Source organism: Bacillus weihaiensis, from assembly GCF_001889165.1.
Classification (GTDB): Bacteria; Bacillota; Bacilli; order Bacillales; family Bacillaceae; genus Metabacillus; species Metabacillus weihaiensis.
This window is the reverse complement of sequence record NZ_CP016020.1, coordinates 58,951-72,325: the sequence shown is the minus strand read 5'-3', so window position 1 is coordinate 72,325 and position 13,375 is coordinate 58,951. Positions and strand designations below refer to the sequence as shown.

10 protein-coding genes are annotated in these 13,375 nt (G+C 37.3%); 3 read left to right on the top strand and 7 right to left on the bottom strand.

Annotated features, from left to right (window positions below; translation table 11 throughout):
* Positions 1-155 precede the first annotated feature (155 nt).
* Positions 156-1,124: a phosphate acetyltransferase gene (gene pta, locus A9C19_RS00370; RefSeq protein WP_072578108.1), complete on the bottom strand. Its 969-nt coding sequence runs from the start codon at positions 1,122-1,124 to the stop codon at positions 156-158.
* 332 nt (positions 1,125-1,456) lie between these two features.
* On the opposite strand from pta, the gene hemQ reads away from it, so the two are divergent.
* The gene (gene hemQ, locus A9C19_RS00365) at positions 1,457-2,209 is read left to right on the top strand and encodes a hydrogen peroxide-dependent heme synthase (RefSeq protein WP_072578107.1); all 753 of its coding nucleotides are present in this window, start codon (positions 1,457-1,459) and stop codon (positions 2,207-2,209) included.
* Between the two features lie 31 nt (positions 2,210-2,240).
* Here hemQ and A9C19_RS00360 read toward each other — a convergent pair whose 3' ends face one another.
* Positions 2,241-2,744, bottom strand: a complete 504-nt coding sequence (locus A9C19_RS00360; protein ID WP_083584237.1) for a GNAT family N-acetyltransferase — start codon at positions 2,742-2,744, stop codon at positions 2,241-2,243.
* Between the two features lie 429 nt (positions 2,745-3,173).
* Here A9C19_RS00360 and gerQ point away from each other — a divergent pair, with 429 nt between their 5' ends.
* Positions 3,174-3,674 carry a spore coat protein GerQ gene (gene gerQ / locus A9C19_RS22630; protein WP_083584236.1) on the top strand — a complete coding sequence of 167 codons (501 nt, stop codon included), beginning with the start codon at positions 3,174-3,176 and terminating at the stop codon, positions 3,672-3,674.
* Positions 3,675-3,803: 129 nt separating this feature from the next.
* On the opposite strand, the gene A9C19_RS00350 is transcribed toward gerQ, so the two are convergent.
* The 4 genes from A9C19_RS00350 to A9C19_RS00325 form a co-directional block, all read right to left on the bottom strand.
* Entirely contained in the window at positions 3,804-4,175 is a 372-nt protein-coding gene (locus A9C19_RS00350) for a DUF423 domain-containing protein (RefSeq protein WP_072578105.1), read from the bottom strand.
* Between the two features lie 365 nt (positions 4,176-4,540).
* The gene (locus tag A9C19_RS00340) at positions 4,541-4,840 is read right to left on the bottom strand and encodes a hypothetical protein (RefSeq protein WP_083584235.1); all 300 of its coding nucleotides are present in this window, start codon (positions 4,838-4,840) and stop codon (positions 4,541-4,543) included.
* A gap of 157 nt (positions 4,841-4,997) precedes the next feature.
* Positions 4,998-5,315 (bottom strand): YwdI family protein, encoded by a 318-nt coding sequence (locus tag A9C19_RS00335; RefSeq protein WP_072578103.1) that lies wholly within the window; start codon positions 5,313-5,315, stop codon positions 4,998-5,000.
* Between the two features lie 233 nt (positions 5,316-5,548).
* Complete coding sequence (locus tag A9C19_RS00325; protein ID WP_233499218.1) at positions 5,549-6,223, bottom strand: uracil-DNA glycosylase; 675 nt, start codon at positions 6,221-6,223, stop codon at positions 5,549-5,551.
* A 376-nt stretch (positions 6,224-6,599) separates the two neighbouring features.
* Here A9C19_RS00325 and A9C19_RS00320 point away from each other — a divergent pair, with 376 nt between their 5' ends.
* Positions 6,600-6,923 carry a YflT domain-containing protein gene (locus tag A9C19_RS00320; RefSeq protein ID WP_072578101.1) on the top strand — a complete coding sequence of 108 codons (324 nt, stop codon included), beginning with the start codon at positions 6,600-6,602 and terminating at the stop codon, positions 6,921-6,923.
* A gap of 534 nt (positions 6,924-7,457) precedes the next feature.
* On the opposite strand, the gene A9C19_RS00315 is transcribed toward A9C19_RS00320, so the two are convergent.
* A complete protein-coding gene (locus A9C19_RS00315; protein ID WP_072578100.1) occupies positions 7,458-13,229 on the bottom strand; it encodes a CehA/McbA family metallohydrolase in 5,772 nt (1,923 codons plus the stop codon).
* Between the last annotated feature and the right edge of the window lie 146 nt (positions 13,230-13,375).

Below are 13,375 nucleotides of genomic sequence, written 5' to 3'. Positions count from 1 at the left end.
GGAACGACAGAAAGCGCAATGTCCTACCTAGCCTCCGGTAGCTAATGTTCTATGAGATTAGATCGTTTCCATCACAAAAGAGCTTCGATCTTGAATGAAGGTCATCCCAAAATCGAAGCTCTTTATTTACATTTAGCGACTAGCTCTTCGTCGGATTAAGCCTGTGCCGCAGTAATAATTGCTAGCTTATACACATCTTCAGCATTACAGCCACGTGAGAGGTCGTTAACTGGCTTATTTAGGCCTTGTAGAATTGGACCTACTGCTTCAAAGTTTCCTAAACGTTGTGCAATTTTATAGCCAATGTTTCCTGCTTCTAGACTCGGGAAGACAAATACATTCGCATCACCTTTAATAACAGAACCCGGTGCCTTACTTTCAGCTACAGAAGGTACAAAAGCAGCGTCGAATTGGAATTCACCGTCTAATACAACAGTAGAATCAAGCTCTTTTGCAATTTCAACTGCTTTTGCCACTTTTTCAGTTTCAGGTGATTTAGCAGATCCCTTTGTAGAGAAGCTTAGCATCGCTACCTTTGGATCAACGCCAAACATGCTTGCTGTTTGAGCACTCGCAATGGCAATTTCTGCAAGGTCTTGACTATCAGGTGAAATATTAATTGCACAATCGGCAAATACATACTTTTCATCTCCACGAACCATGATGAAAACACCTGAAGTCTTTTTAATGCCTTCTTTTGTTTTGATGATTTGTAAAGCAGGACGAACTGTATCAGCTGTCGAATGAGCAGCCCCACTTACAAGACCTTGTGCTTTTCCTACGTGAACTAACATTGTTCCAAAATAGTTCTCATCCAAAAGAATTTTACGCGCATCCTCTTCTGTTGCTTTACCTTTTCGTCTCTCTACAAAAGAAGCTACAAGCTCGTCCATCTCTGGATAATTCGCTGGATCGTAAACTTCAACGCCTTCTAATGTTAAATTTAATTCTTCTGCCTTTTTCGTTACTTCTTGTAAATTCCCAATAACGATCGGTTGTAGGATCCCTTCACCCGCTAAACGATTAACTGCTGTTAAAATACGCTCGTCTAACCCTTCTGGGAAAACAATTTTAACTTGTTGACCGCTCACCTTTTCTTTTAATGTCGTAAATAAATCTGACATGCAATTACCTCCTATATTGGGTCATCACCAAGCTTTTATGGTTAAAGCCCTATACTAAATAAAAACTCTCTTTTCCTAGAATACTCCACTTATTTGTAATTTCAAACCTTACATTCACTTAATAACGCTTACACTAAAAAGTCTTAACTTTCAAAAAATATGTAACTTCCTTTTCTTTTCACCCTACTAACATTTACATCTTTCTAACCTTCTACTCATGAAGTTTACTTGGATGATTTCTTTTTTCAAGTTTTATTCACACAATTGGTTGGACAAACTATGATATAGTGAAAATGTACATAATTATGATTCTATTATAGGAGTGAAGATAAATGAGTGAAGCAGCACAAACATTAGACGGCTGGTATTGTTTACATGATTTTCGCTCGATTGATTGGTCCTCTTGGAAGCTGTTAACGAGTGATGAACGTCAAGCTGCAATCCATGAATTTCAAGGATTACTTGAGAAATGGAATGGAGTGCAGGAAGCTGAAAAAGGTAGCCATGCCTTGTATTCAATCGTTGGGCAAAAAGCCGATTTTATGATGATGGTCTTACGTCCAACAATGGAAGAGTTAAATGAAATTGAGCTTGAATTTAACAAAACGAAGCTTGCAGAATTTACTGTACCTACTTATTCTTATGTCTCAGTTGTTGAGTTAAGTAATTACTTAGCTGGCGATAGCGATGAAGATCCATACCAAAATCCTCATGTGCGCGCTAGACTATATCCAAAACTTCCAGAAGCAAAATATTCATGCTTCTATCCAATGGATAAACGTCGCCAAGGAAATGATAACTGGTATATGCTCTCAATGGATGAGCGCAAAAGTATGATGAGAAGCCATGGTTTAATCGGGCGCTCTTATGCTGGGAAGGTAAAACAAATTATTACAGGCTCAGTAGGGTTTGACGATTATGAGTGGGGAGTTACTTTATTCTCAGATGATGTTCTTCAATTTAAGAAGCTTGTTTATGAAATGCGCTTTGACGAAGTAAGTGCACGCTATGGTGAATTCGGCTCATTCTTCGTTGGGAACCTACTAATCCCATCCAAGCTCGACTCTTTTTTACACGTTAACTAATTAACGCAGTGGGGGCCAGGCCCCCACTGCGTTAAAGTGTTTTTTCAAAGCAGTCCACTTCACGATTATGCTGATGGGGTTTTGTTTCATAGTATTCATATCCTAATGATCGCCAAAATGCCTTCGCGTGGTCATTCTGTGTTAAAACCGCCAGTCGAATTGCCTTCTTGCCGGATTGTTTAACACGATCTTCATATTGTTTATAGGCTTTCTTAGCATACCCTTTACCTTGCTCGTCTTTTTTGAGCATCAGTAAGCCTAACCACGGGTACCCATCCTTTGGATTACGATCTAAGGAATCAATAACTCCAATAGATTTCTCCCCATATTTTATTAGAAAGCTTCTTGAAAAATGATTGAAAAATTCTTCCCTAATTTCCTTATCTGTTCTTCTTTCTTGGTCATTTTCAAGTTGATTATACTCCCCATTTGAATTGACAATTTCTTTTACACAGGCAAGATGCTCTTCTTTTATTTCTTCGAGTCTCATCACACTAACCATCCCCATCCTCTTTAAATTTTTCCCAATTGTCATAAGTTGATTTTCCCTATCATACGTATGAATGAGTAAAGCTTGAATAAGAATTTTCTTGTTTCTTTCGCGACTGTACCATGATCATATCTAACGCTTAATAAGAATCTTTTTCTTCTCTTGTCTTGAGGTAGCTAGAAAAATAGTTCTTTCTATTTCAAGATAAAACAGTGAGGAAAGAAAATTTTAAGTAGGCAATTAATGAACCAACGTCCTAGCAATGGTAGTTGCGTTCAACCTGACAACCTAGATTTATAAAAAGCTTGTTCACAATGGTCGTGAAAATCTCGGGAAAATGTCGCGTCTCATCTTTTATGGCCTTTCCTTTAAGCAACCTTACCACTACGAAAAACAAGTGGGCAGGGAAATGGCGCAAAAACTCATGTTGTTTCTATTCTCCACTTTATTAAACATTTTAGGAGGGTTTATTAAATGGCAAATAATAAAAAGTACCAAGCGCAAGCACAACCTTATGGGTATGATATGACAGGTGTTCAAGGATTACAAGGGATGCAGCAGCCTACTCAAGCCGCTCAACCAATTCAACAAGGAATGGGCTACCAACAACCATATCCACAAGCTTACCCTTACCCAGCTCAGTTCGCTCAAGTGCCTCAAATGCCACAACAACAAGGTATTGCACAAAATGTACCTGGTATGCTTCCACTCGAGGAATCATACATAGAAAATATCCTTCGCTTAAACCGTGGTAAATTAGCAACTGTTTATATGACGTTTGAAAATAACCGTGAATGGAACGCAAAGATCTTTAAAGGGATCATCGAAGCTGCAGGGCGTGACCACATTATCTTGAGCGACCCTCAAACAGGGATGCGCTATTTACTCCTAATGGTTTACTTAGATTATGTAACATTCGACGAAGAGCTTCAATATGATCAGCAATATACAATGGCTTCTTATCAGCCTAGATAAATAAGAAAAAGGCTAGGTGCTAGAGCAGGATGTCGAAGCGCTTATTCAAAGACGATGTGTTTTCTCGTACGCTAAGCAACCCAAAAAAGGCTGACTCTAGAGACTTAAGAGTCAGCCTTTTTTAATATCTTATAAAAAACGAATTGCTACATAACCTAAAAGTACCCAGCCGCCTAAAAACGCAAGACCTCCCAAAGGTGTAATAGCACCTAACACACTAATTTGTGTGACGCTAAGTACATACAAGCTTCCCGAAAATAAGATAATACCTACTAGAAATAACCAACCTGCAGTTGTAAGTAGCCCGATATTTGCTATTTTATCGGCTAAAAAGGCAATGACAAACAATCCTCCAGCATGAAACATTTGGTACGTTACACCCGTTTGCCAAGTTTTTATGTACTTCTCAGGAATTTTCCCTTCTAATCCATGTGCTCCAAATGCCCCTAATGCAACCGCTAAGAATCCATTAATCGCACCTAAAATAAGAAAAAGCTTCATTTTCTATTTACCTCCCTTATTCTTCCTCTTTCATCTTACCCTACATTGCTTAATTTTCAACGGATAAATTATGACTTTTATCATTTAGGTTATAAGAAAAGACGTGATGTTTAAACTATGATTCGCAGGTAGAAAAGATGGAAAATAATCGGGGAATTCATGTAGATCTCTATAAATTCAATCCCAAATCAGCTAATTTCCTATATGAATCGTCCAATATTAGTGTGAATCGCCCAGGCTTTGTTATTAATCGTCTAACTTTGGATCAAAAACGTTTATTTGACAAAATTTGTCCCCTCCTTCATGAACGCAACAGTTTTTTTGATCAAAAAAAGAGCCATATTCATGACTCCTTCTTTAAAAAATTATCGATTTTGTAGATATACCTTTAATACCTCAGCTGCTCTACGTTCGTTTTCTCCTGCCTTTATATAATAATGATCTCCATCTAGATAGGATTCGAACTCTTTAATTCCCTCATTCTTTAAGAACTCATCAATGTCATGAACAGATTCCTGCGCTGTTAACAAATATTTTTGACCAATAAAATCTTGATTTATATAGACATCATAGCGATCGTGAGTGATAGAAGAAGGATACGGATCACTCATTAATCCCATGCTAGCTCTTCCTAATCCAAAGTTAAATAAATCATCATATATCATTTTACCTTAACCTCCATTCACAATTTATTATCATTGTGTCCTGAATAGGTGATAATATGATGGATTTCTTTGGGACAATTCCTTAATTAAGGAAGAGATTCTAAAAAAACTTGCTTAAGGTGTGCATGATTAACCTCTTATCACTTTACGAATACTATTAAAAATCAAACAGTGAATCACCATTTCCATCTTCCTCTTGAAGAGGGGAGGACTGAATAGTAGGCTCCTTTTTGACAATAGGTGATGGAGTCCCCATCATCTTTTGTAGTTCAGCCTGACTTACTTGTTGTGTAGAAGGATATGTGACTTGTGGAGTATGACTTACACGAGCTTGTGAATCGTCATCAATAATTAACTCAGTTAATGAGTGGATGACTCTCATCCGTTCTTTTAAATCATGCTCTCCTTGACTGCTTTTTGCTTTTACTAGTTCTTCTTCTATTTTTCCTAATATTTTCGAAACATGGATATTCATTTCTTTTTTCCTCCAAACGAAACTACCTTTGAACTTGCTTATTTTCATATTTCATACATGTTAGTCCAGATGATTTTTTCACCATAATTGATGGTCGGCTTGCCGACTTAAAACCGTATGCACGACAGCCATTGGGAAATTTTTTATCCCATGTCACATAAAAATATTTACACTTTATGCAGTTTATCACTGTATTTGACATAACGTAACTCCTTTAAATTGTTTCCATCCCTTTAATCTTCTAAGCACCAATCAATTTCGTTTATTCCTTGCTCTTTCAGAAATACATTTGTTCTCGAGAACGGTTTACTGCCAAAAAATCCTTTTCTCGCTGCAAATGGACTTGGGTGAGGCGATTCTATAATTAAATGGTGAGAAGAAGAAAGCAATTCCTTCTTCTTTTGAGCATGCTTTCCCCATAAAAGAAATACAAGAGGCTCCTTCCGATCATTTAATAATCGAATAATTTCATCAGTAAAATGCTCCCAGCCTTCACCCTTATGTGAATTTGGCTCTCCTTTTCGCACAGTTAATACTGTATTTAACAAAAGAACCCCCTCGTCCGCCCATTTTATTAATGACCCTTCTTTTGGTGGAGTACACCCAAGATCATCGTGTAATTCAGCAAAAATATTTCGTAATGAAGGAGGTAGCTTCATGCCCTTTGAAACAGAAAAACTTAAGCCTTCTGCCTGATTGTCCCCATGATATGGATCTTGACCTAAAATGACTGCTTTCACTGAGTGGAATGGCGTTGCTTCAAGCGCTCGAAATATCTGATCTTTACGTGGAAAAATCTTTTTTTCCTCATACTCGGTTTCTAAGAAAAGCAATAGCTCTTTAAAATACACTTCATTAATCTGCTGCTTTAATACTTCTTTCCAGCTAGCATCTACATTATGTAACACGTAGTTCATCTCTCCCTTTAACACGTGAATGAAGAGAAGTTCCCCCACACAATCTGTGTTTTCACTTCTCTCCCCATCATTTACAATCACAACTTATAGAGACATCCAGTTTATTTATTTCTAATGGATTCTAAAAGCTCTATACCTTCAAACTCCGATTACATGTAAAAATGACGACGGATAATCCCATCCTTTTTACCTGTTCTACTTTTCTATTGTCTATTTTATCAGAGTGTTCCTCAACATATATAGGAAATTTCTTCTGAAGCTATTTTGGTTAGTTAATCCTTCCAAAAGTATGAAATTCGACTCATTTTTACAAAAAACGTTTTAATCGATTTATTAGTAGGGAATAAAGAAGTATCACACAAAGGAGATGATGAATATGAAAACCTATATCGTTGAAAACGGCGTACAAGCTACTGAAAGAATAAACGAGTTGCAAGGACAAGGGTATACAAAAGAGGAAATTTATCTGTTTGCACATGATATTATTCGCTCTAAGCACTTAACTGAACATACAGAAACAAATAATGTCGGGATTACGGAAGAAGGATTTTTTGATAAAATTGCCAATGTATTTCGATCAAGAGGTGAGGAGCTTCGAACTAGGATGACTTCACTAGGCGTTTCACAAAATGAAGCCATGCATTTAGAGGAAGAATTAGATAAAGGAAAAGTTGTTATTGTTGCACAATAACAATCAAGAAGAGACTGTAGACACACTCGGGTAAAAATCGGGCGTCCTACAGTCTTTTTATTTTGGCTTGAGGTGAAAGGAACATGTTGATTTCCATTCCAGGCGCTTCGCTTTCAGCGAAGCTGGCGGTGAGCCTCCCTTCGCTAGCTCCTGTGGGTTCTCTTCTATCCAGCTGCTCCTGCAGGAGTCTGCTGAGCCTTTGGCTGGAATTAACTGATACGATAAACTTTATGTGCAGCAACAAAAATATACTATCATTTGGACTTATATAACGTATAAGATGATGGAGTCGTTATCAAGGAAGCGTTCATACGTACGAGATCAATGAGAGATGGTTACCGTAGATCAGCTTGTTCATCGAGCGAGTAGTTGAAAGAGGCAAAAGAAAGCATGGCATGCGCTGGCAACCCTTCGCAGGCTTAAATAATTGTCCATGAAGGAGATGCTTACTTTCGCTTCCTTGAAATTTAAGAAGATAATCAGCTCAAATCAAAGAAGACCGCCCAACAATGGGACAGTCTTCTCTTTCTCTTCTTACAAGCTAGTCATTTCCTTTTTTCTGCGTTGCAAGAAAACAGTTAATCCACCAGCCATCATAATGATGAAACCTAATAAAATCATCGTAAATGTGTTTGTTGCTGTGTTCGGTAAAGTATAACCAGCTTCTGGTGCTACTAGTTTTTCTCCTTCATCAGTAGAGGTTATTTCAAAAACAGTATACGTACTAAAGTGATTTGTCTCTGCCGTCACATATCCTTTTTCATATACTCCGCCAATGAGCTCCCATTTCTTCGCTTCTTCATTGTAATAGTATACTTTAACATTCTCATTCCTTTTCACTTTACCAGTTACTTTAAAGGAAAGGGTCACATTCTGATCAAATTCATGATATTCTTTGCCTTCTGATGTGATTTTAAAATCATACACAGCACTTAATGCATTTGAAATATCCTTCATTCTCTCTACATGAATCACTACATCACCATCAGGAAGATTCTCGGCAGGGATCTTAACAAACATATCTTTGTTTGCGATTTTCAATGTTAATCCCTTTTCTTTCATAATGGCAATCTGATCAGCTGTTAGTTTCACTTCAACGACCACTTTATTTTTAACGTCTATGACAAAAGTAGAATGATCTTCTAACGCTTCTAAATCTCTTGTTTCAACAGTCACCACTTTATCAGTCATTTTAGCCTCAATCACTTCTTCTTTTGTATTAGATGGAGACTTTCCAGGATTATTTGTTCCTTCGTCTTTAGAACCTGAGTCTTTATCCTCGTCATCACCGTTTCCTGGAGCTTCGTTATCTTTTCCTGGGTCGTTGCCATCATCTTCACCAGGAGTTTCAGTATCTTCTCCTGGGTCATTACCATCGCCTTCACCTGGGGTTTCAGTATCTTCTCCTGGATCATTACCATCGCCCTCGCCTGGGGTTTCGGTATCTTCTCCTGGGTCATTACCATCGCCTTCGCCTGGGGTTTCAGTATCCTCTCCTGGGTCATTACCATCGCCCTCGCCTGGGGTTTCACATTCTAACGTATCTGTATTTAGTGCTAAGTCTGTTGTAAAGCGAACTCTAATACGATTTCCGGAAGCACCTGAGGATGCGATACCTTTTACATCAATTTGATCGCCTTCTTTAAAACGATCTACACCAAGTGGCAAATATCCATCTGTATGAATATAAGCATCTCCATGGCAGTCTGAAACAATCATGTAGCTACCTTCATTATTCATTTCTTTAATCCTACCGGTAAGGTTGACTAATTGTCCGTTAAACGTTCCTTCTTGAACCTCAGTTGAAATCACTTGCTTAGCTTTAACCTTTTCACCAGGTCCCACTTTTAAGATCTCATAACCAAAGTTCTCATACATTAACTCTTTTTCGCCTTCGAACGTAGTAAATCCACCTGTTGCGATCACGACTGTTCCTTCAGGTAAACTCATTCCTTGTGTTCCAAATAGAGAAATACCACCTGTCTCATCTTGAATATAAATCGTGTCAAAGAACTCATCAGTTGGTGCAGTAACAGTACCTTGAACAGTTACAATATCACCTTCTTCTGCTGTCTCTCTAACCTCTTTTATGTCTTTTATACGGTCATAATTTGCTAACCAATCCATAACACGTAATGTAAATGCTGTATTACTTACATCGTTTGTAATTTCGAAATCAGAATAAAAATGTCTACCAGATACAAGAATTCGACCTTCACCAATATACTCTTTAGCGATTAAAGGAATATTTTCCCCATCTTTACCTGATGTTTGATTTGGATCATTTTCGCCACCAATTGCAGGATTATAAGTATGATATCCTTCAGATACATTAAAGTTATAAGAAGATTCATTACCTGCAACTAGAATTTCTAAGCCGGTTTCGTCTTCGTTTGTTAATGCCTTTAGGTTCTCATCCACTAAAGATGCACCTGAAAAATAACGAATTGCTTGTAAATTATCATTTAATCCAGACTTCGTTTCAGGCATTGTGTAGGCATAAACTGACCATTTCATACCACCACTAAATTTATCAGATGTGTTTGGTTCATACACATTGTCATTGTTCATACGAATTCCAGAATTCATTTCTGCAAGTACTGGATTCACTACTGCAGAATTATAGCTATAATTAGATTTACCAGAAAGCATTAATGAGCCTCCAGCTTTTACCCAATCACTAACCGCTTTATTCTCTTCCTTTGTAAAAGCACTACTTTCAGTAGGTGCATTAACAACAAGTACATCATAGTTTGCTAATACTTCCTGTGAAAGTGTTTTTGTATTGAGAACAGCTTCGTATCCGTTACGACGAAGGAGTTCCATGAAGTTGCCCATTGAACCAGGTACATCTGCATTTCCATGAGCCTGATCAATAAGGACTTTCTTATTGATTGCTTCAACCACTTTCGTATTTTTTTCTATCTTTGTTACTGTTGTGACGTCTGGAATTTCTGTCAGTACTGCAATAATTTTTTCTTGTCCTGAAGCAGTTGGAATCCAGTTAGCATTCGCCTGGCCTGTTTTACCCGGTCCAATATATGAAATAGTTGCAGCTGAAATAAGATTTTCCTCTGAAACACTAGAATGATAGAATTTCACTTCTAAGTCTTCAACAGAGCGTACTCCCATGTTACTTACAGTTGCTGAAAGCTCTGTAGTTGTTCCTGGAACACTTGGATCAGGATTGATTTTTAAGTTCGTAAGCTTAACATCCATCTCTCCACCAGTTGTGTAAATAGCACTTGCTGTTGTCCACTTATCCCCTTTATGGATAACCTTTACAACGTACCAATTCGCTCCATTACCATCTTGAATAGTTGGACTCCAAGTGACTTCAGTTAAATCCGCCACCTTTTTTGACTCTAGTATTTCTCCACCGTTCGTGATAATTTGAATCTCTTGAATTGGATCGTTTTGATCTTTTACATTGATATCGAAATTTAACTCTGAACCATCTTTAATCGCTAGTGTACTACCCATCCATTGCCCGTTTGCTTTCACCTTTAATTCTGTGTCACGAGCTTCTGTCGAATACACTCTTCTGTTTTTTAACGCTTCAATAAATGCTTCATTTGTTAAATCTTCTGCCACAACAGCTGTTAGGTTATCAGGAACGCCCCAGTTTGCTGAGTGATTATCTTGTCCATTAATTGCCCCAACATGCCAGCCATTGTCCATCGCTTTAAAGAAATGTTCTTCAGCTCTTGCATAGCTGTATGGAGGTGCACCATTTCCAACCTCAAGCATCGCCATCATGTGATCTACACGTGGATCATATGCAAGATCATTGAATGAATTATCTGGCCAAGTTGGATGGTTAAATGCAGCAACTGCATTTTCCTCAGTTGTTAGCCAATCATAATATTCATCAAGGAGCTTCATTTCTGTTCTGCTTACATACTTTTCAGAATTGATGACATTTGAATGTCCAATATCTGAAAATGTCATTTCAAATCCACGTACAGCCAAGAAATCATCGTATTTAGCGTTAAATTCCTCTGCCATCTTTCTTGTTTGTTCCCATTCAGAACCTTCTTTTTCAGAGTATTCCTTTGAGTCCTTGTTATACTCTCCACCAGTAAGTGAGTTACTGTGATCCGTTACGATTAAGTAATCTAAATCATTTTCATAGGCCATTTGGAAAGCATCTGATGGTGTTCCCTTTCCATCCGAGAAGCTAGTATGAGCATGTGGTACACCAAAGTAATAATTATAATCCTCATCTTGTACATCTTTTTGAACAAAGAAGTAAGAAGTGTATACATTTTTCGCACCGATTACATCACTAATTTCGACGACAATTGAATGCTCGCCAATTGCTATTTCTGTTTCAGGAGTGAACGTAAAACCATTTTTATCGAAGGTTGTTTTAGATGTTACATCTTCACCGTCAACTACCAACTTAAATGTGTTCATATTTAAGTCACTGTCTGCTGCTTCTAGCTTACCTGAGATAATAGGCTTCTTATCTAGAATTGATTCCATTTTAGATGGTTTAACATTATAAATTAAAGGCAATTTAGCATCAACAGGAGCTTCTACCTGTGCTAAATCTGAACCATCTCTCAATTTAATTTGTACCGTATCAAAGATTGCTGCTACTCCGATAATATCTAAAAATTGCCCCTTTGTAACATCCGTAGCTTTGTTAAAATTCTTAGCTTTTGAAATATATAAATTAGTTGAAGTGCCATTTTTATCTTTTATAACAATATTATATTGATTATCGGTATTTACAATTTCAGCCTTTTCAATTTTCACTAGCTGACCTTGAACATCATTTAACTGATCAAATGTGATCACTTTAGGAGCTGGTAAAGCTTGGTTCTGCCCATTTAACGTAATATTTTCATTCGCTTCAACTGTTACCTGTTTCTCACTTCTGAACGTACTCACATTTCCAGTTAGTGAAACCATGTCACCAGTTGTGTATTTAGTTAAATCAACATTCTTACCAAATGTATCAATCTTAACCGCACCTGTAGAATCTTGAATATACATAACTGTTGATGATTCTACAAATGTGACAACACCTTTAATTGCTACTTCTGTTGCTTCCGCTTTCCCTCTAGCTTCTTGAATGGAAAGTTGGTCGGAATTCTCTGGTGTTTCTTCTTTCTTCACTAAATCATCTGGGTTACGCAATAGAATTTGATAGACATTATTATTTCGATCTTCAACAACACCGACTACATCTACCGTATCATTTTCAGCAGCTGCAATAGTTGTAGAATCGAAGCCTGTACGACTATCGAGTCTTACTGTTAAATCCATTTCTCCTTGTGAAACAACCATATTTGCATTTTTGAATGTATCTGAAGTCAATTCTTTTAACGTTACATTTTCCAGTTTAACAACCTGTCCCTCAACTGACTCATTTACTTCATTAATTGCAAGCGTTTTTGCTGTAGGGGATTTCCCTTCAGCATCAATTACTTCAGCTGGTGATGAGGGTACAATTTGGAATTTACCTTGATACACAGATGTTTTCCCTGTTACCTTCACTTTTGTACCAATTTTCACTCCATCGTATACGTTATTTGTATAGATTAATAACCCGCCAGTTGAATCTTGCATATAGAAAGACTTAGTACCATTTGCACCAGGCGTCGTTGTCACGATCCCTTGAACAACTACTTCCTTATCCACACCACCACTTCGTACATCTGCAATCGGTGTGATACCTTCTGGAAACTCAGGTTCTGTCGGCTCTGCGATGCCGTCCATTTTATGAGCTCCTAAATTATTAAATGTGTCTGTAGCAAGTTCTTCCCATTCTTCTGTTGTGTACGTTAGGTTACCTTTTTGTATATTACTTTTTCGAACTAACGTTTTGTCCTTTGTGTCAATTGTTCTATCACCAATTTTTCCAACTATATCAATAATGGTCTCATTATGCTTTAAAACAAGCGCATCATCACCATTAAAGTTAATGCCAGAAGATGTTTGATTAGCAACATCCAATATAGCCTTTGAAGAACTTGGATGTGCTATAACTAAAACGTCATTATGACTGAGTGTTTCTTTCATTTCATTCAATGGTATCTTGTTATTTGCACTAGTAGATCCATTCGAATAAAGCTCTAAACTATACGTTGATAAATCTACCTCATTACCTGTACCATTAAAAATTTCAATTGCTTTGTTATTACTAGTCCCTTCAACATGCTCAGATATAAATAAATCCGTTGCAACTGCACTAGCTGTATTTTTTGCAAGACCCGAGGGTAGCATCCCTACGAGTAAAACAAAAACCATAGCTAGCGAAAACACTTTACGACTATCACGTAAACGCTTACTCAACTCATCTTCCTCCTTTAGGTGGTAAAACTAGATTAATAGAAAAACCCATATATAAATCTATCACCTCATTCTTAAGGAAATATTTTCTTATTGTTAAGATTCTTTTGTTTTTTCTTTACAAAACTTAACAATTCTTTACAATTTAC

Excerpts from the sequence above, each read along its gene's own strand:
- pta (WP_072578108.1), bottom strand. The coding sequence starts at position 1,124 with ATGTCAGATTTATTTACGACATTAAAAGAAAAGGTGAGCGGTCAACAA.
- hemQ (WP_072578107.1), top strand. The coding sequence starts at position 1,457 with ATGAGTGAAGCAGCACAAACATTAGACGGCTGGTATTGTTTACATGAT.
- A9C19_RS00360 (WP_083584237.1), bottom strand. The coding sequence starts at position 2,744 with ATGACAATTGGGAAAAATTTAAAGAGGATGGGGATGGTTAGTGTGATG.
- gerQ (WP_083584236.1), top strand. The coding sequence starts at position 3,174 with ATGGCAAATAATAAAAAGTACCAAGCGCAAGCACAACCTTATGGGTAT.
- A9C19_RS00350 (WP_072578105.1), bottom strand. The coding sequence starts at position 4,175 with ATGAAGCTTTTTCTTATTTTAGGTGCGATTAATGGATTCTTAGCGGTT.
- A9C19_RS00340 (WP_083584235.1), bottom strand. The coding sequence starts at position 4,840 with ATGATATATGATGATTTATTTAACTTTGGATTAGGAAGAGCTAGCATG.
- A9C19_RS00335 (WP_072578103.1), bottom strand. The coding sequence starts at position 5,315 with ATGAATATCCATGTTTCGAAAATATTAGGAAAAATAGAAGAAGAACTA.
- A9C19_RS00320 (WP_072578101.1), top strand. The coding sequence starts at position 6,600 with ATGATGAATATGAAAACCTATATCGTTGAAAACGGCGTACAAGCTACT.